The sequence below is a fragment of the Bacillus sp. JK106 genome (genome assembly GCF_053663355.1).
In genome coordinates, this window is record NZ_JBSJQC010000005.1 from 254,085 (window position 1) to 272,056 (window position 17,972).

The 17,972-nt window shown below is 48.8% G+C and carries 15 protein-coding genes; 14 read left to right on the plus strand and 1 reads right to left on the minus strand.

Translation table 11 applies throughout. From position 1 onward, the window contains the following. Positions 1 to 40: 40 nt before the first annotated feature. The 10 genes from ACWJJS_RS18720 (at position 41) to cyoE (ending at position 12,502) form a co-directional block, all read left to right on the plus strand. Entirely contained in the window at positions 41 to 1,849 is a 1,809-nt protein-coding gene (locus tag ACWJJS_RS18720; protein ID WP_063637095.1) for a sigma-54-dependent Fis family transcriptional regulator, read from the plus strand. 65 nt (positions 1,850 to 1,914) lie between these two features. Beyond that, positions 1,915 to 2,097 (plus strand): H-type small acid-soluble spore protein, encoded by a 183-nt coding sequence (locus ACWJJS_RS18725; protein ID WP_003155535.1) that lies wholly within the window; start codon positions 1,915 to 1,917, stop codon positions 2,095 to 2,097. A gap of 170 nt (positions 2,098 to 2,267) precedes the next feature. Next, the gene (gene glvA, locus ACWJJS_RS18730) at positions 2,268 to 3,617 is read left to right on the plus strand and encodes a maltose-6'-phosphate glucosidase (protein WP_003155532.1); all 1,350 of its coding nucleotides are present in this window, start codon (positions 2,268 to 2,270) and stop codon (positions 3,615 to 3,617) included. Between the two features lie 68 nt (positions 3,618 to 3,685). After that, the gene (locus tag ACWJJS_RS18735; protein WP_007408530.1) at positions 3,686 to 4,447 is read left to right on the plus strand and encodes a MurR/RpiR family transcriptional regulator; all 762 of its coding nucleotides are present in this window, start codon (positions 3,686 to 3,688) and stop codon (positions 4,445 to 4,447) included. A gap of 16 nt (positions 4,448 to 4,463) precedes the next feature. Next, entirely contained in the window at positions 4,464 to 6,050 is a 1,587-nt protein-coding gene (locus ACWJJS_RS18740) for an alpha-glucoside-specific PTS transporter subunit IIBC (RefSeq protein WP_052587310.1), read from the plus strand. Positions 6,051 to 6,187: 137 nt separating this feature from the next. Further along, complete coding sequence (locus ACWJJS_RS18745) at positions 6,188 to 7,921, plus strand: ABC transporter ATP-binding protein (RefSeq protein ID WP_167859987.1); 1,734 nt, start codon at positions 6,188 to 6,190, stop codon at positions 7,919 to 7,921. Further along, the gene (locus tag ACWJJS_RS18750; protein WP_454023811.1) at positions 7,902 to 9,719 is read left to right on the plus strand and encodes an ABC transporter ATP-binding protein; all 1,818 of its coding nucleotides are present in this window, start codon (positions 7,902 to 7,904) and stop codon (positions 9,717 to 9,719) included. Before ACWJJS_RS18745 ends, ACWJJS_RS18750 begins: the two co-directional genes overlap by 20 nt. A 166-nt stretch (positions 9,720 to 9,885) precedes the next feature. Then, positions 9,886 to 10,290 carry a DoxX family protein gene (locus ACWJJS_RS18755; protein WP_014304646.1) on the plus strand — a complete coding sequence of 135 codons (405 nt, stop codon included), beginning with the start codon at positions 9,886 to 9,888 and terminating at the stop codon, positions 10,288 to 10,290. Positions 10,291 to 10,306: 16 nt separating this feature from the next. After that, positions 10,307 to 11,164, plus strand: coding sequence for a VOC family protein (locus tag ACWJJS_RS18760; RefSeq protein WP_454023812.1), 858 nt, complete (start codon positions 10,307 to 10,309; stop codon positions 11,162 to 11,164). 390 nt (positions 11,165 to 11,554) lie between these two features. After that, positions 11,555 to 12,502, plus strand: coding sequence for a heme o synthase (cyoE, locus tag ACWJJS_RS18765; RefSeq protein ID WP_070081515.1), 948 nt, complete (start codon positions 11,555 to 11,557; stop codon positions 12,500 to 12,502). 37 nt (positions 12,503 to 12,539) lie between these two features. Here the strand turns inward: cyoE and ACWJJS_RS18770 are convergent, their stop codons facing one another. Continuing rightward, on the minus strand, positions 12,540 to 13,091 hold the full coding sequence (locus ACWJJS_RS18770; protein WP_012117104.1) for a PadR family transcriptional regulator: 552 nt from the start codon (positions 13,089 to 13,091) through the stop codon (positions 12,540 to 12,542). Positions 13,092 to 13,323: 232 nt separating this feature from the next. Between ACWJJS_RS18770 and ACWJJS_RS18775 the strand changes: the two genes are divergently transcribed. From ACWJJS_RS18775 to ACWJJS_RS18790, 4 genes are all read left to right on the plus strand, one after another. Further along, positions 13,324 to 13,926: an NAD(P)H-dependent oxidoreductase gene (locus tag ACWJJS_RS18775; RefSeq protein WP_454023813.1), complete on the plus strand. Its 603-nt coding sequence runs from the start codon at positions 13,324 to 13,326 to the stop codon at positions 13,924 to 13,926. Continuing rightward, positions 13,917 to 15,005 (plus strand): acyltransferase family protein, encoded by a 1,089-nt coding sequence (locus ACWJJS_RS18780; RefSeq protein ID WP_454023814.1) that lies wholly within the window; start codon positions 13,917 to 13,919, stop codon positions 15,003 to 15,005. The genes ACWJJS_RS18775 and ACWJJS_RS18780 overlap by 10 nt, the downstream gene beginning before the upstream one ends. A 256-nt stretch (positions 15,006 to 15,261) precedes the next feature. Continuing rightward, positions 15,262 to 17,673 (plus strand): PEP/pyruvate-binding domain-containing protein, encoded by a 2,412-nt coding sequence (locus ACWJJS_RS18785; protein WP_454023815.1) that lies wholly within the window; start codon positions 15,262 to 15,264, stop codon positions 17,671 to 17,673. A gap of 22 nt (positions 17,674 to 17,695) precedes the next feature. Then, positions 17,696 to 17,968 (plus strand): ribonuclease inhibitor Barstar, encoded by a 273-nt coding sequence (locus ACWJJS_RS18790; RefSeq protein WP_094247144.1) that lies wholly within the window; start codon positions 17,696 to 17,698, stop codon positions 17,966 to 17,968. Positions 17,969 to 17,972: the final 4 nt, after the last annotated feature.

Consider the following 17,972-nt stretch of genomic DNA (forward strand, 5'->3'; position numbering starts at 1 on the left):
ATATATGAAAAGATGGTCTGAACAGGGGGGAGCGAATACAATGAATGTCATTCGGAATGATTTTAAAACCTGGAAGCGTTTTGTGAAAGAAGGCGTGCTCGATGAATCCCGTATTCAGAAGCGGGTGGCCGCCTCATGGCACCGCTGCAAAAAAGCCGACGTCAATCCTTATCTTGAAAAGGGACCGAATGTAATGCCGGCAGATCATTTAGAAAGGCAGGCCGAAAAGCATGCGTTATTTTTAGCGGCCTCAACGCCGCACGCAGAAAGAATGAAAACGGCGATGCGGGAAATGGAAATGATGGTTCTTCTGATTGATTCTGACGGCGTTGTCCATTCAGTTGACGGCCACCCGCGCACCATTCATGAAGCGAACCGCATCAATTTCTTAAAAGGCGCCCGCTGGACGGAAACGGCCGTCGGCACGAATGCGATCGGGACGGCTCTTTATACAAATGAACCGGTCATGATACACGGCTCTGAACATTATTCGCTCGCTTCTCATCAATGGAGCTGTTCCGCCGCGCCCATCCGTTATGAAGACGGGCGGCTGGCGGGTGTCATTGATATTTCCTGCCCCGCCGCCCGCGCTCAGCCTTTTATGCTCGGAATTGCCTCCTCCATCGCTTATACGGCGGAACGGGAGCTTGCCCTAAAGATCAAAATGACAGAACTTGACATGATCAGCAAATTCGCCGGGCTTACCCGGTCTCACGATCCGATCGTGCTTTGCAATGAAATGAGCCGGGTTATCGCTGCAAGCCGTCCCGTTCAGCATTTTACCGGACATATGCTGCGCGAGCTTGAGGAACAGGGCTATCATATCAAGCAGACGAAGCGGGAGGAGAACGGCTTCTCATGCATTTACTTATCTAAACGAGAAGAAAAGCCGTCGTTTATATTTCATGGTGCGGCAGGCAAAAGCCCGTCATCCCGACATATGCTCCAGCAGCTGGAGCTTGTCGCCCGAACGGACGCAACCGTTTGTCTTACGGGAGAAACCGGGACGGGAAAGGAGATTGCCGCCCGGGCGATTCACAACAACAGCTCCAGGAAAAACGGCCCGTTTATCGCTGTCAACTGCGGGGCGGTCCCCGAAAAGCTGATTGAAAGCGAACTGTTCGGCTACTCGGAAGGCGCCTTCACCGGAGCCAAACGGAAAGGACATAACGGCGCTTTGCAAAAAGCCGATAAAGGCACGCTTTTCCTCGATGAAATCGGAGAAATATCACACTCCATGCAAGTCGCTCTGTTACGGGTGCTGCAGGAGCGGAAAGTCACCCCGGTCGGCGGGACAAAAGAGATTCCCGTTGACATCAGAATTATCACTGCCACCCACACTGATCTGAGACAGCTTGTCGAATGCAAAAAGCTGAGAGAAGATTTATTTTACCGGCTTCACGTCTGTCCGATCCATCTCCCTCCATTAAGAGAACGCACCGAAGACATTCCCGGCCTCTTCCTTGAATTTCAGCGAAATCGCGGCTGGCGGGGGGAGCTTCCTGATGATTTTTTAGACCTATTAAAGAGCCGGAAATGGCCGGGGAACATCAGGGAATTGTTTAATGTATTTGAACGTCTTTCCGTCATGTTCCCGGACGGACGGCTGTCAGGGCGCCCCATCGCAGCCCTGCTTGAAGCGTCAGGTCTTAAAGAGGCGGCCGAGTCTTATGAACAGGAAGAAGCGTCCCCTGTCTCCATCCGGGAGCACATTCAGAAAAACATCATCGTAAACGCGCTTGAATCAGCGAAGGGGAATGTCACGCAGGCCGCCAAAATGGCCGGAATCCCGCGGAGCACGTTTTACAAACGCCTCAAAAAATTCAAACTCACCGCCGGACAATTGTAAGAAACAAGCATACTTCTCTTGGCGGCCGGACACGTTATGTGTGAGGCCTAAAGGAGGTTTGAGACGTGAATACACAGCGTGCGAAAGACATTTCGGAATCCGCCGCCATGGCGTATGTGACGTATGAAGGAGTTCCGATTTATATTCAGCATGTCAACGAAGACAAGGAAACAGCGAGGATTTTTCCGATCGGAAATCCACAATTTGAGCAGGAAGTGCTGCTTTCTGATTTACAAGAGCATTTTTGAGAAGGGGTCTGCTGATGACAGCAGGCCTTTTTTGTACCTGTGGGAACTTTCCCGATTTTTGAGAAAAATAACTAAAAATGATCAAATGATCTAACTCCTCCAAACCCGGTACAGATCGGACCTTCTCATGATATAAATAAAATGTAAACGTTATCAGAGGAGGGCTTCACATGACAGACAAATCATTCTCAATCGTTATTGCAGGCGGCGGCAGCACATTTACCCCCGGAATTGTATTAATGCTTTTGAATCACCTGGAAGAGTTTCCGATCAGAAAGCTGAAACTTTATGACAATGATAAAGAAAGGCAGGAGCGGATTGCGGGTGCGTGTGAGGTATTCATAAAAGAAAAAGCGCCGGACATTGAATTTTTGGCGACTGATGACCCAGAGACGGCTTTTACGGATGTTGACTTCGTCATGGCGCATATCCGCGTCGGAAAATATGCGATGCGCGCACTCGATGAACAAATCCCGCTGAAGTACGGCGTGGTCGGCCAGGAAACATGCGGGCCGGGCGGAATCGCATACGGCATGCGCTCTATCGGCGGTGTTCTTGAGATTCTTGATTATATGGAAACGTACTCGCCTGACGCATGGATGCTGAATTACTCCAATCCGGCGGCGATTGTGGCCGAAGCTACACGGCGCCTCAGACCGAATTCAAAAATATTGAACATCTGCGACATGCCGGTCGGAATTGAGGATCGCATGGCGAACATCCTCGGATTATCTTCACGAAAAGAAATGAACGTCCGTTACTACGGCTTGAACCACTTTGGCTGGTGGACGTCCATCACCGATCGAGAGGGCAATGATTTAATGCCGAAGCTGAAAGAGCATGTCCGTGAATACGGCTACGTTCCGAAGACGGAGGCCGAACAGACTGAAGCAAGCTGGAATGACACATTCAAAAAAGCGCGCGACGTACAGGCGGCTGATCCGGATACGCTTCCGAACACATATCTGCAATATTACTTATTCCCGGATGATATGGTGAAAAAATCAAATCCGAACCATACGAGAGCCAACGAAGTCATGGAAGGGCGGGAAGCTTTCATTTTCAGCCAATGCGATATGATTACGCGCGAACAATCATCGGAGAACAGTGAAATTAAAATTGATGATCATGCTTCCTATATCGTCGACCTTGCCCGGGCCATCGCTTACAACACAGGGGAGAGAATGCTGTTAATCGTTGAAAATAACGGCGCGATCGCAAATTTTGATCCGTCAGCCATGGTTGAGATTCCTTGTCTCGTAGGTTCAAACGGACCGGAACCGCTCTCAGTCGGGAACATACCGCAATTTCAAAAAGGCCTGATGGAACAGCAGGTGTCTGTCGAAAAACTGACGGCTGAAGCGTGGGAAGAGCGGTCGTTTCAAAAGCTGTGGCAGGCGCTGATCCTGTCAAAAACAGTGCCGAATGCCCGTGTGGCAAGACTGATTCTTGAAGATCTGATGGAGGCTAATAAGGACTACTGGCCTGAGCTTGATGTAAGCCCGTCTCCTATTTCCTGATGACAATCTTCCCCGTTTTCTTTATCTGTTATTCTATATAATAGAAAGAAAACGGGGGGATTTTTGGGATGAGTCTTGAAGAACTGGTTAATCAGCATTACGCGAAATTAAATGACAACGATTTTTATATTTTAAAATATATATTGAATCATAAGCATACGTGCTACCATCTCGGTATCAATGACATGGCGAAAGCCTGTAATGTCTCTCGGTCTTCCATCCTGCGGCTCGCCCAAAAACTGGGCTTCAGCGGCTATAGTGAATTCCGTGTTTTTCTGAAATGGGAGGATCAGCCTGAAGAGGGCGAGAATATGACGTTTGAAAAGCTGCTGGATGATATTGAAGCCAATGTAAAATACGTGAAGTCAAAAGATATGACGGAGATGTGCCGGCTGATAGATGAAGCAAAACGGATTTTCGTTTACGGATCGGGGACGGCTCAGAGAGTGTGCGCCCGTGAGCTGCAGCGGATGTTTGTATCCCGGCGGAAGTATCTGATTTTAATTCAGGACATCACAGAGTTTGATATCATGTGTGATGATTTTAAGGTTGATGACGTATTCATCATTATTTCTTTATCAGGCGAAACACCCGAATTAATTCCGCAGGTAAGGACCCTGTCCGCAAAGGGAGTTCCGTTTATTTCAATCACCAATCTGAAAAACAACGTCCTGGCGCAAACGACGCCGTATAATCTTTATGCGACCAGCAAGCCGGTGACGTTAAGCGATAAAACGGAAATTGTCGCATTTGCCCCGTTTTTTCTGGTGGGCGAAGCGTTATTCCGTGCATATGTTGATTATAAAGAGCTCGAAAATTTTGATAAATAGCGGGAGGTCACGTGAAATGATGCAAAAAGTCCAGCGCTTCGGCAGCGCGATGTTTGTGCCTGTTTTATTATTTGCATTTTCCGGTATTATTGTCGGTCTGAGCACGCTGTTTAAAAATAAAACGCTGATGGGGCCGCTGGCTGATCCTGACGGGTTTTGGTATCAATGCTGGTACGTCATTGAACAGGGCGGCTGGACCGTCTTTAATCAGATGCCGCTCCTGTTTGCGATCGGCATCCCTGTCGCCTTAGCGAAAAAAGCGCAGGCGCGGGCTTGTTTGGAAGCGCTTACAGTTTATCTGACATTCAATTACTTTATCAATGCGATTCTAACGGTTTGGGGCGGGGCTTTTCATGTCGATATGACTCAGGAAGCCGGCGGAACGAGCGGGCTGACGATGATCGCCGGCATCAAAACGCTTGATACGAATATTATCGGCGCCATCTTTATTTCATCTATTGTCGTGTATTTGCACAATCGTTATTTTGATAAAAAACTGCCGGATTTTCTGGGGATTTTTCAAGGCTCTTCATACATCGTAATCATTTCTTTCTTCATTATGATACCGATTTCACTTGCGGTGGCATACGTATGGCCGATGGTTCAGTCCGGAATCGGCTCGCTGCAAAGTTTTCTCGTTTCTTCCGGGGCGATCGGCGTGTGGATTTACACCTTCCTGGAGCGGATTTTAATTCCGACCGGCCTGCATCATTTTATTTACTCGCCGTTTATTTACGGTCCGGCTGTGGCTGAAGGCGGTATCGTCACCTATTGGGCCCAGCATCTCGGGGAATACTCTCAAAGCGTCAAACCGCTGAAAGAATTGTTCCCACAGGGGGGCTTCGCGCTTCACGGCAACTCGAAAATCTTCGGCATACCGGGGATCGCGCTCGCTTTTTACGCCACGGCTTCAAAGGAAAAGAAAAAAATCGTCGCCGGCCTTTTGATCCCGGTCACCTTGACGTCCATTGTCGCAGGGATTACAGAGCCGATTGAATTTACATTCCTTTTTATCTCGCCGTTTTTATTTGCGGTTCATGCTTTGCTTGCCGCTTCCATGGCAACCGTCATGTATATGGCCGGCGTCGTCGGAAATATGGGAGGCGGTTTGATCGAAGCTGCGACCTTGAACTGGATCCCGCTGGCGTCAAGCCACGGCTTGACGTATGTATACCAGATCATCATCGGGCTGTGTTTTACCGCTGTTTACTTTTTCGTCTTCCGTTTCCTCATTCTCAAATTCAACATCGCCACACCGGGCAGAGAAAAAGAGGAAGGGCAGGAAACAAAGCTTTATTCGAAAAAGGAGTACAGAGAACGGAAGCAGGCTTCAAAAGAAACGGCTGCGGCAGACGAAACACAGCGGGATACAGCCGCTTTGTATATTGAAGCGCTGGGCGGAAAGGACAATATTACGGAGGTCACCAATTGCGCCACCCGTCTACGCGTCACTGTCGCTGATGAATCAAAGGTCAAAAGTGACGCCGATTTCAGAGAGCTGGGAGCCCACGGCGTCGTCAGAAAAGGCAGGGCGCTTCAGGTCATTGTCGGATTAGGCGTTCCGCAAATGCGGGAGCGCATTGAACAGCAATTGGATCAATAAGGTCAAAACCTTCCCCTCCCCGGGAAGGTTTTATCTTTTTCGCAGATTATTAAAAAAACGGCACACCAAATTTCTTTATTCATTTGCCGGAAAGGCATAAAATAATAATATTGAACAAAGGATTTGGAGGCTTACACATGTCAAAGGCTTTATCATATGTAAAACCGTATTCCCTTTTGGCGGGAATCGCTCTGTTTTTCATGCTCATCGAGCTTGCGGTAGAGCTGATACAGCCCCTGCTGATCGGGAAAATCATTGACGAAGGAATTTTAAAGCAGGATCTCGGTACGGTTTGGCTGTGGGGCGGTGTGATGATCGGAATGACCGCTGTTTCATTCGCATCGGGAATTTTAAATTCATTCTACTCCGCCCACATCAGCCAGAGCTATGCGTATGATACGCGAAAAGGGCTTTTTCAAAAAATTCAATCCTTCTCTTATTCGACGTTTGCGCAATTCTCATCCACATCGTTTATCACCCGGCTGACAAACGATGTGACGCAGGTCCAGAATATGCTTTTCATGAGTCTCCGGTTTATGCTCAGGGCGCCGTTAATGATCGCGGGCGGCATTATTCTCTCGCTGACCGTCAATGCGAAACTCGGTTTTTTTCTGCTGATCACGGTGCCGATTTTGCTTTTGTTTTTGCTGTGGGTGCTGAAAAGAGGCGGCGCGCTGTTTCGGTCCGTGCAAAAGCGGCTTGATCAGGTCAACACGATCATGCAGGAAAACCTGACGGCGATCAAACTGATTAAAGCGCTCCTCCGTGCAAACCACGAAGTGAAACGTTTTTTGAAATCGAATACGAAGCTGATGGAAAAAACGGTCTCCGCTTTTCGTCTCGTGGAAGCGGCGATGCCGATTTTAATGCTGCTGATGAACAGCTGCATTTTGTTTATCTTATGGTTCGGCGCCAAAAGCATTGCTCAGGGCGGAGCGCAGGTCGGCGATGTCGTTTCCGTCATTAACTATGCGACGCGGATTACAGGTGCGCTGTCCGTCCTGCCATTTCTCATTATGGTATTTTCCCGGGCGAAGGCTTCCGGGGAAAGAATCGGCGAGGTGCTGGAAACAGAAGGCGGCGAGGGAACGGGGCACGACCCGGCACGGGCGCTAGCAGGCGGGATTGAGTTTCGCGAAGTGTCCTTCCGCTATCCGGACATGGAAAAAGACGCGCTGCATCACGTGTCCTTTTCTGCCAGCCCGAGAGAAACGGTTGCCATTATGGGCGCGACAGGTTCAGGGAAATCAACGCTTTTTCAGCTGATTCCGCGCCTGTACACGGCTGATTCGGGCAGTATTTTCATAGACGGCAAACCGATCGGTGAATTCTCCGCTTGCGGGCTGCGCAGGGAAATCGGCTATGTGCCGCAGGAAGTGCTTCTGTTTTCGGGCACAATCCGTGAAAATATCGCCTGGGGACGGGAGGATGCTTCACTAGATGAAGTAATGGAAGCGGCCAAAGACGCGCAAATCCATGACACGATTATGAAACTGTCAAACGGATACGACACGGTGCTGGGACAGCGGGGCGTCAATTTGTCAGGCGGGCAGAAGCAGCGGATTTCCATCGCGCGCGCTTTTATCAGAAAGCCGTCCCTCCTGCTGTTAGATGACAGTACGAGCGCGCTCGATCTTCAAACGGAAGCGAAGCTTTTACAAGCCATCAGATCCTATGAATGCACGACACTGCTTATTACGCAGAAAATAACGACCGCGATGAAGGCTGACACCATCTTATTGCTTGAAGACGGCGAACTGCTGGCAAAAGGCACGCACAAAGAGCTGATGGCACAGTCTCATCTGTACCGGCAGATTTATGAATCACAATTCGGAAAGGAGGGAGCTGACAGTGGAGAAAGACATTCGTAAACCTTTCCGATATCCGAAAATACCGCTCAAACCAAATGAAGGCGGCAGAAAACGCGCGAAAGCAAAAGATACAAAAGGCACGCTGCGCAGAATCTGGTCGTATGTAGCCGAGAAAAAAGGGCTTTTAACCCTTGTGATCATCATGGTAGTCATAAGCGCCATATTCGGCCTGCTCGGACCGTTCGTCATCGGGAAAGCAATTGATCATTTTATCGTCGGACGGACGACGGACGGATTGGCGGGGGTGCTGTTCTTGCTGTTTGGGATTTACCTCGTGCAATCATTGTCCTTATGGTTTCAAAACTATTGGATGATCAATATTTCGCAAAGCACCGTGTTTAAAATGCGGAGCGAACTGTTCACCCATCTGCATGAGCTGCCGATACCGTTTTTTGATAAACAGCGCCTCGGCGACTTGATGAGCCGGGTTACCAATGATATCGAAAATGTCAGCTCCACTTTAAATACATCCGTCATTCAAGTGCTGTCGAGCGTCATTACATTCGTCGGCACAATCGCCGTCATGCTGTACATGAGTCCGCTTTTAACATTGATCACGCTTTTGATTATTCCGATCATGCTTTTGAGCATTAAATGGATCACCAATCGGACGGGACTCCTGTTTAAGCAGCAGCAGAAAAACCTCGGCGAGCTGAACGGTTTTATTGAAGAGTCGATATCAGGAGCGAAGGTCATTAAAGCCTATTCGAGGGAAGACCGCGTCATGGAGCAATTTTTAGAAAAAAACGCGGCGTTACAATCATCAGGGTTTTGGGCGCAGACAATTTCGGGATTCATTCCGAAAGTCATGAACTCTTTAAACAATTTAAGCTTTACGATTATAGCGGCGGTCGGCGGGCTGTTTGCGCTGAAGGGGTGGATTTCGATCGGTTCCATCGTCGTATTCGCAGAATACTCGCGGCAGTTCACGCGCCCTTTAAATGATTTAGCCAATCAGTTCAATACGATGTTATCGGCCATCGCCGGGGCTGAACGGGTGTTTGACGTGCTGGATGAAAAAGAGGAGCGGGAAGATGAAGAGCATGCGACGCACCAGCCGATCAAAACGGGAGAGATTGAATTCCGAGATGTCTCCTTCGGCTATCAGGAAGACAGCCCGATCTTAAAACATCTGTCCTTCAGCGTTCCGAAAGGACAGTCAATCGCCTTCGTCGGACCGACCGGAGCGGGTAAAACGACCGTTACGAGCCTGATCGCCCGCTTTTACGAGCCGAATAACGGGAAAATCCTCATCGACGGAACGGACATCAAAAAACTGACGAGATCCAGTCTGAGAAAAAACATGGGGTTTGTCCTGCAGGATTCCTTTCTCTTTCAGGGCACCATCAGGGAAAATATCCGTTACGGCCGTCTGGATGCATCTGACCAAGAGGTGGAGGCAGCCGCAAGAGCCGCCAATGCCCACGGATTCATCGAACGGCTCCCGAAAGGCTACGATACCGTCCTTACCCAAAACGGCGCGGGCATCAGCCAAGGACAAAAACAGCTTATTTCCATCGCGAGAGCTGTGCTGGCGGACCCTGTGCTGCTCATTTTGGATGAAGCGACGAGCAACATTGATACGGTGACGGAAGTGAAAATACAAGAAGCGCTCGGCCGTTTAATGGCGGGCAGAACAAGCGTCATCATCGCTCACAGGCTGAATACGATTCAAAAAGCCGATCAGATTCTTGTGCTGAAAGACGGCGAAATGGCTGAAAAAGGAACCCATGCCGAATTGCTCAGCCAGAACGGGTTTTACCGGGAATTATATGAAAGCCAGTTCCGGGAATCATAGATAGGGAAAAAGACCTCCGACAGAGTGCGGAGGTCTTTTTTTGCGAAGACAAATAGTACTTTTAAGTTATTTTCGTTAAATGTAACAAAATTACTTGACGTAAATAAGTTATGTATATATACTAGCTTACATAAAGTAAGTGATAATAATTTTCAAGGAGGATTTTATGAATAAATCATTCGAAACAGGAACACTGCTTTTAAGGGTTGTAACAGGTATTATCTTTTTTGTTCACGGTTTATCCAAGTTTCAAGGGTTGGAAGGAACTACGCAATTTTTCCAGAGCATCGGGCTTCCGGCCTTTATGGTCTACGTCATCGCGACGATTGAGCTTGTCGGCGGGGTTCTGATCTTTTTCGGTTTGGCGACGCGCATAATCGGCGTTCTGTTTGCCCTCACATTAGTCGGCGCCATCTTCACGGCGAAGCTTTCCTCACCATTTATGGGCGGATCGGAATTTGATTTCATCTTACTGGTTGCGTCAATTCACTTAGCGCTTTCAGGAAGCCGACTGCTTTCATTGGATCAGCTCCTTTTCAAATCAAAAAAGGGAGAAACTTTTTCAGCATAAGAAAGAAGGCGTTCAAATGACCGGCATTCATCAAGATACGGCAATCGGTTATGTCAAATTGACCATTAAAAATATGGAACGGTCGCTCGGCTTTTATCGGAATGTCATCGGCCTTCAAGTCATCTCGCAGACAGATCGTTCCGCAGAACTGTCAGCAGACGGAAAACGCGTCCTGCTGGTGCTTGAAGAAAATCCGAGCGCCGTCGTTCTGCCGGAGCGGTCTGTCACCGGCCTTTACCATTTCGCGATACTTCTGCCTGACCGGAAAGAACTCGGCATCGCATTGGCCAGGCTGATTGAAAACGGCATCGCGCTCGGGCAGGGGGATCACGCAGTCAGTGAGGCTCTTTACCTGTCTGATCCGGACGGCAACGGCATTGAAATATACGCCGATCGTCCCCGCAGCACGTGGCGCCAGGATGCAGAGGGCAATTACGTCATGCAAACGGCGCCCGTCGATGTGGACGGGCTTTTGGAAGAAGCCGGAGCTGAACGGAAAAGCCGTCTCCCGGAAGGAACCGTAATCGGTCACATCCATCTTCATGTGACGGATTTACAGGAAGCCAAAGCGTTTTACACCGATATCCTCGGTTTTGACATTGTCGGCAATTACGCGGGCATGTCCGCTCTGTTTGTTTCAGCGGGAGGGTATCACCATCACATCGGTCTGAATATATGGGCCGGAAAACATGCGCCGCCGAAACCGGGAAATGCAAGCGGGCTGGATTATTACACCATCGCGCTGCCGCATCAAAAAGAGCTGTCACGTGTGACAAAAGCGCTGACCGATGCCGGCTTTGAGATCGAAGAAAAAGAAGAGGGCGTATTCGTCAAAGACCCTGTATCAGGGGCGTATATCGCATTTACACTGTAAGAAACAACCCTTGCCGTCTAACCGGCAAGGGTTTTTATTTTTCCGAAGTTTTCTTGGGAAGGCTCGGGAAAGAAGAACGTCGATTTGCAATATACACACGGCTTTTGTGTGACTGAAGAGAGCGAACATCTCAGTGAGGCGCAAAAATGATGCGTGGAGCCCGCCATCGCCTGCCCGGGCTCAGGGCATCCGCTGGATTGAAAATGGTGTCCGTTCGGCGGATCAGGGAGCAGTATGGGCAGACTTTGAATAGAAAAAGGGAAAAGCCGCATCCGGTCACAAGATGCGGCTTTTCATATACAATTTACAATTGTGTGAAAAATGCCCAAAATAAATTGTGCTTCCTGATTCTTCCTGATATGATAAGCCGAAAAAGGAGAACCTCAACAAATGAATTCAAATGCAGCACAGACGGAACAGTCTATGAAGCATAACGGAAACCGGATGACGGTCAAGGACTTTATCATTCTTGCCAAACCGGGGATTATCATCTCAAATTCACTCGCCGCATTGGGCGGATTTTGGATCGCGTGGCTTCAGTCGGAAAGGACGGGCGGAGGGCCCGGTATATTTGCCGCCATGGCGGTTGCCATGATCGGAACGGCGTTAGTCATGGCGTCAAGCACTGTTTTTAATAACTTCTTTGACCGCGGCATGGACGCAAAGATGGCGCGAACCCGCACCCGCGCCAGCGTCACGGGAAAAATACCGCCGACGGTCATGATCCTGTACGGCACATGTCTCGGCGCATGCGGATTCATCATGCTTGCTTCGCTTAATGTACTGACCGCCGTTCTTGGCCTGCTTGCATTTTTGCTGTATGCCGTCGTTTATACGCTTTGGTTTAAAAGACAATCCGTCTGGAGCACATTTGTCGGCAGCTTTCCCGGGGCGGCTCCGCCTTTAATCGGTTATTGCGCGCTGGCCGGGTACATTGATATGCCCGCGATTTTGTTATTCGCGATTATGTTTTTGTGGCAGCCGCCGCATTTCTGGGCGATCGGAATCAGGCGAAAGGAAGAGTATCGTGCCGCCGGCATTCCGCTTTTGCCGATCATAAAAGGCAATCGCGTCACAAAAATAAAAATGTTGCGCTATATCGCCGTTCTGACTGCGGTTTCGCTGCTCGTTCCTCTTTATATAGACGTCAGCCCGTTTTATACCGCAACCGCTCTCCTGCTCGGGGCCATCTGGCTGTACCGGAGCGTCAAAGGCTTTCAGGCGGCGGATGACACGCAATGGTCGAAGGGGATGTTTTTTTATTCGATTGTTTATTTCAGTCTGCTTTTTCTTATTTTAATGGCTGATTCGTTTATCAATGCGGTTCTCAGAACGTAAACAGGCGGCCTGCAGATACAGAGCCGCCCCGTTTTGTTTATGCTTTTTTGATGAGAGCCAAAATATCTTCAAGCCAGGAAATATAATTCCGTTCCCGCTCAAGCGCTTTTGTCAGCACGAGATAATGGCCGAAATCAGGAGAAGAAAATGAATCCGCCTCCGCGGACGATGTCATCAGTTCTTGATAACTGTTTTCCAGATCGGACAATTTCTCCTTACGCTTTACGAGCTGATCGGTGAATAGCTCATCCGCTTCTTCCTGCGTCAAAGCTGAGATGAAATAAGCCTTCAGCATAAATTCATCCTTCACCGTTTCCGGAATCGGGTCTTTTTTCGTCAGCCAGGCAGCAAGCTCCAGCTCTCCCTTGTCAGTCAGCGTGTACATTTTTTTCTCAAGCTTCGTTCCTTGAATCGCAGTGCGAAACGTAATAAATCCCTCAGCCGTCAGTTTTTTTAATTCCGGATAAATCTGGCTGTGCTTTGCGCTCCAAAACTGGCCGAGCTCTTCCTTAAAATAGCTCGATATATCATATCCGCTCAATTCGCCTTTTCGCAAAAGCCCTAAAATCGCGTACTTTAAAATTCTCATGTTGTCCTCCAAGCCCATTCATTTGACAGCTAGTATACCATACGGCCGCTTAAAAACGCAGAAGCGCCGGATGCTTGTCATTGAATCCGCGGCGGCAAAATCAGCAAAATATGCAGAAAGGGGTTATCGAAACGGCAGCAGAACTGGAAAAAGCCTTTCTCGTGTCTTTGCCTCATTCATATGACATCATGATATAATCATTGTAAAAATTAATAAATACTGGGAGGGACATATGAAGACGGTGATTGTGTATGCAAACCCGGATGAGAACAGTTTCAATGCGGCTCTCGTAAAATACGTCGCCATGGCTTTAAAGGACAGCGGCCAAAGCTATACGGTCATTGACTTATACGCCGATCAATTTGATCCCGTGCTGAAGTACGGCGGCGAAAAAAAGCGCTCTGACATGAACCGGGACGCTGAAACGAAGAAATACCGGAAACTGATGAAAGAAGCGGATCATCTCATTTTCATCTACCCGCTGTGGTGGGGAGGCGTTCCGGCGATTATGAAAGGCTTTTTTGACAGAGTGCTTGTCGCCGGAGAAGCCTACACATATGAAAACGGCCGCGTAAAAGGACTGCTACGGGCAGAGACGGCACAGGTCTTTTATACGGCGGACTCCCCGGGCTGGTACTTAAAGTGGTTCCGGAAAAACTCGGACTGGATTACGCTGAAAAAAGGCATTCTGCAATTTTGCGGCATTCAAAAAGCCGAGCGGAACCTTTTTTCTGTCGTCAGAACGAGCACACCCGAACTGCGGGAAAAATGGCTGCGCCAAGCATACGCCAAAGTCCGGCGCGCTTGTGAAAAAGGAGCGGCCCCATGCAGATAAAAGAAATTTTCGTAATTCGCTGCCTGTCCTGTTTAAGTGTCGTTCTGCTTCACGCAGTTTCAATGGTGCTGATGATTCAGGAAGAGTCCTTAGCCAGTGCCGCCCATACGGTTGATGCGTTTCGGACCCTGTTGATGTTCAGCACGCCGGCGTTTATCTTTATTTCGGAATTTCTGCTTGCCAGGTCATACCCGAAAGGCGTTCCAGCGGGTTTTTTAAAGAAAAGGGGCAAAGTCATTTTCGTGCCGTTTCTGTTTATTGCCGCGGCGGATGCCATTTTAATGAAAAGCGTGGCGGAAGAAGGAGCCGGATTCGTTTCAGTGATCGGTAAATTTTTAGAAAATGTGTTTTTAGGAAACTTCATCGGCTACTTCATTCTTGTGATCTTTCAATTTTACATTCTCCATATGCTGCTGCACCGCTGGCTGAACAACACATCCCCAGTATGGGTGCTGTCTGTTTCGTTTATCATCAACGCCGTCTATCTGGCTTACTTTTCGATCTTTCATCCGCCGGCATCATCGGGGCTTGATTCTATTTTTCCGTTCTTTTGGGTTCCGTTTCCGGGCTGGGTGTTTTATTTCTGTCTGGCATTTTATTGCGGAAAGGAATATCCGCGTTTTTTATCGCTCATCAATCAGTACCGTTATGCGGTTTACTTCAGTGCGGCCGTATCGGCAATATTGATTGTGGCCGTTTCATATATCAGCAGCGGCTCCATTTCCTCTAAGCGTCCGGATATTATGATTTACGCGGTCAGTATGATCTTTCTGTGTTTTCATCTGTTTTCAAAGCTCAAAAAAGTGCCCGCGATTGTGATGATGATCAGCAACTATTCGTTTTCAATCTATCTGCTGCACTCCTACTTTTTAATCAGCGGATATCTTCTGGAAGGCTATTTGCGGTCAATGCCTTTAGCGGCTGCCATTCTTCTTTTATTTTTGATCTGCACGCTCGGTCCCATTTTCGTATCGTGGGGGTGCAACCATTTCAGATACGGATACCTGTTTGTCGGGAAAGTGTATCAGCCGAAGCAGACCAAAAGAAATACGGCGGCGCATCAAGGCCGCACAGTCTGAAAAAAAGGCGGCGCTTCGGCCGCCTTTTTGATACGGGTCCGCTTTATCCGGCACGAGGACGGATAGTTGTACATCCTGCAAACAAAGCCCCCGCCTGCGGCTGTTTTGACGGATGCATTTATGACAAAATAACGCCATTGATTTTCTCCCTTGTGAAGACCGATATATTGTATACTTGTAGGAAATACTTTCAAAAAAAGTGAAAAAGAGAAAAACTGTGAGCTTGGATGAACGACTAAAAAGGAGCGGGGACATTATGAATGACTGTGTCAAAACATTCGGAGAACTTCCGGCCGAACTTTATTCCTTTGCGGGAGGAAAAGGAAGCATTCTCTCTAAAATGTATCAAAGCGGGTATCCTGTGCCTGAAGGGTTTGTGATTTTGCCGTCAGCCTTTCAGGACGGACAGCTCCGCCATCAGGCGAGAGAGGCTGTTGATCAATATGTGAATTCCATCCGCAGCCGCCATGCATCTGCGTTGTTTGCCGTACGCTCATCCGCGCTGAGCGAGGATTCCGCTCAGGCTTCCTTTGCCGGAGAATTCGATACGGTGTTGAATGTCAAAACAGATCAAGACATGTCCAGGGCGATTGATGAAGTCCGCCGGTCGGTACAGTCAGAAAGAGTAAAAGCGTACAGCGCCGTTCAGGGAATGGAAGATGAGCATGAAATCGCAATCGTCATCCAGCTGATGATACCGTCTGAGATATCCGGAGTGCTGTTTACCGCAGATCCGATTACGGGGAGCAGGCGGGAGATGACAGGCAATTACGTCTACGGTCTCGGGGAGCAGCTCGTTTCCGGGGAAGCCGATGCCTATTCTTTTAAACTGGCACGGCCCAAGAAAAAATATGACGGCCCCGGGGAATTTCGCAAATATGCGTCAAAGCTCTATAAACTGGCGAAAAAGCTGGAAAAAGATCTTGGAGGGCCGCAGGATATTGAATGGGCCGCCGCGGGCGGGACATTGTATATTCTTCAATCCCGCCCGATTACGACCTTACAAGCCGGAAATCTGGAAACCTATGAATGGAACGATTCTTTCAGCGGTGATTTTTTATGGACAAACACAAATATAGGAGAAGCGATTCCCGATGTGATGACGCCGCTGACATGGTCGCTCCTCCGGAATCTGGATGAAGAGTCGGGCATCATTCCGGGCTATTATGTCTGGTCCGGCAATATTTGCGGCAGAGCCTATAACAATATGAGCCAGCCTCTTTCCGTTCTCGCCGCTTTCGGTCTGAATCCGAAAGGCGGAAAAATTGGAAAAATGATGAGCGATACATTGGGAGAAATCCCGGCGGAAATGAAGATACCTTTATATCCGTTCTCAAAGTATGAACTTTTGAAGATCATCCCGAAAAAACTGAAACCGTATCTGTCGAAAATGAAGCACGCGAAAAAAAACATGTCCTCCTACTTGGACGAATCACCGGAGTGGTGCCGGAATATTGAGGAAAAGCTGAAACGCGCCGAAACGGAGCAGGCATTATTAGCGATATGGAACGATGAGATCTATCCGTATTTATGCAACGCGTGGTTTGCGTTAATATCCGGCGGGCGTGATTCTGCGCAATCCTCTTCGTCGTTAACCTCTCAATTAACAAAACTCGCAGGCATAGAAGATGCGAATCTCCTGCTTTCCAATCTGAGGGGAAAAGGCGGACTGGCCAGCCTGGAGCCGATTATCGGCATTGATCAAGTCATGAAAGGCCGTATGAGCGAGGAAGAATATCTCAGGAACCAGGGCCACCGTGGCCCGCATGAATACGAACTTTCCATACCGCATCCGGGAGAAAACCGGGATTGGCTGACGAAGCAGATCAAAGAACACAAGGAGTCGGGTATTGATGCCGAACAACTGCTTTTGAAACAGCAGCGGGCGCATGAACAGGCCTTCCGAAGATTTGAAGAAAAGTTTCCTCATAAGGTCAAATGGCTCAAAGCCAAAATGGAAAAAGCGTCAGAATACGCGAATATTAGGGAAACAACCAGATCCGAATTTGTCAGAGTGTACCGGACAGCCAGAGCATTCGCGCTCAGAGCGGCGGAAATGACCGGCATGAAGGACGATATTTTCTTCCTGTATCTGCATGAAATAACCGATCTGCTCGCGGGGAAAGAGCCGGCGGTTGCGTCGATTCAAGCGAGAAAGCAAAACTATGAAACCTATAAAAAACTGCCGCCGTTCCCATCCGTTATTAACGGAAGATTCAATCCGTTTAAATGGGCTGAGGATCCTGACAAAAGAGCGGATTATTACGATGCTTTTATGCCTGCGGAAACGGATGATGCGCATACTTTAAAAGGTTTCGCGGGAGCGGCCGGGAGAGTGGAGGGCATTGTCCGTGTCCTTGATGCTCCGGAAGACGGTGATTCTTTTGCGGCGGGGGAAATTTTAGTGACGTCGACAACCAATGTAGGCTGGACCCCGCTTTTTCCAAGAGCGGCTGCTATCATAACGGACGTCGGCGCCCCTTTGTCCCACGCGGCGATCGTCGCCCGGGAACTGGGGATTCCTGCCGTTGTCGGGTGCGGAAATGCAACGTCAAAACTGAAAACAGGGGACAGGGTGGCCGTTGACGGCGGGCAAGGCATCGTCCAGCTGGAACCGCGGCAGACTCCGGTCACTTCTGAAGAGGAAAATGGTAAACTGATAGAATAGAATCAAGAGAAAGGAGCCGCGCATGAATAAAGCAGTTATTAACGGGGAGCAAATCAGAAGTATGAGCGACCTGCACCAGACATTGAAAAAGGAACTTGCCCTTCCTGAATACTACGGTGAAAACCTTGACGCTTTATGGGATTGTCTGACCGGCTGGGTGGAATATCCCCTCGTTTTAGAATGGAGACAGTTTGAACAAAGCAAGGAGCTTACAGAAAATGGCGCCGAGAGTGTGCTTCAGGTCTTTCGTGAAGCGAAAGCGGAAGGCTGCGACATCACCATCATACTTTCATAATACG

Coding starts and splice junctions, on each gene's coding strand:
- ACWJJS_RS18720 (WP_063637095.1), top strand. CDS start 41: ATGAATGTCATTCGGAATGATTTTAAAACCTGGAAGCGTTTTGTGAAA.
- glvA (WP_003155532.1), top strand. CDS start 2,268: ATGACAGACAAATCATTCTCAATCGTTATTGCAGGCGGCGGCAGCACA.
- ACWJJS_RS18735 (WP_007408530.1), top strand. CDS start 3,686: ATGAGTCTTGAAGAACTGGTTAATCAGCATTACGCGAAATTAAATGAC.
- ACWJJS_RS18740 (WP_052587310.1), top strand. CDS start 4,464: ATGATGCAAAAAGTCCAGCGCTTCGGCAGCGCGATGTTTGTGCCTGTT.
- ACWJJS_RS18745 (WP_167859987.1), top strand. CDS start 6,188: ATGTCAAAGGCTTTATCATATGTAAAACCGTATTCCCTTTTGGCGGGA.
- ACWJJS_RS18755 (WP_014304646.1), top strand. CDS start 9,886: ATGAATAAATCATTCGAAACAGGAACACTGCTTTTAAGGGTTGTAACA.
- ACWJJS_RS18760 (WP_454023812.1), top strand. CDS start 10,307: ATGACCGGCATTCATCAAGATACGGCAATCGGTTATGTCAAATTGACC.
- cyoE (WP_070081515.1), top strand. CDS start 11,555: ATGAATTCAAATGCAGCACAGACGGAACAGTCTATGAAGCATAACGGA.
- ACWJJS_RS18770 (WP_012117104.1), bottom strand. CDS start 13,091: ATGAGAATTTTAAAGTACGCGATTTTAGGGCTTTTGCGAAAAGGCGAA.
- ACWJJS_RS18775 (WP_454023813.1), top strand. CDS start 13,324: ATGAAGACGGTGATTGTGTATGCAAACCCGGATGAGAACAGTTTCAAT.
- ACWJJS_RS18780 (WP_454023814.1), top strand. CDS start 13,917: ATGCAGATAAAAGAAATTTTCGTAATTCGCTGCCTGTCCTGTTTAAGT.
- ACWJJS_RS18785 (WP_454023815.1), top strand. CDS start 15,262: ATGAATGACTGTGTCAAAACATTCGGAGAACTTCCGGCCGAACTTTAT.
- ACWJJS_RS18790 (WP_094247144.1), top strand. CDS start 17,696: ATGAATAAAGCAGTTATTAACGGGGAGCAAATCAGAAGTATGAGCGAC.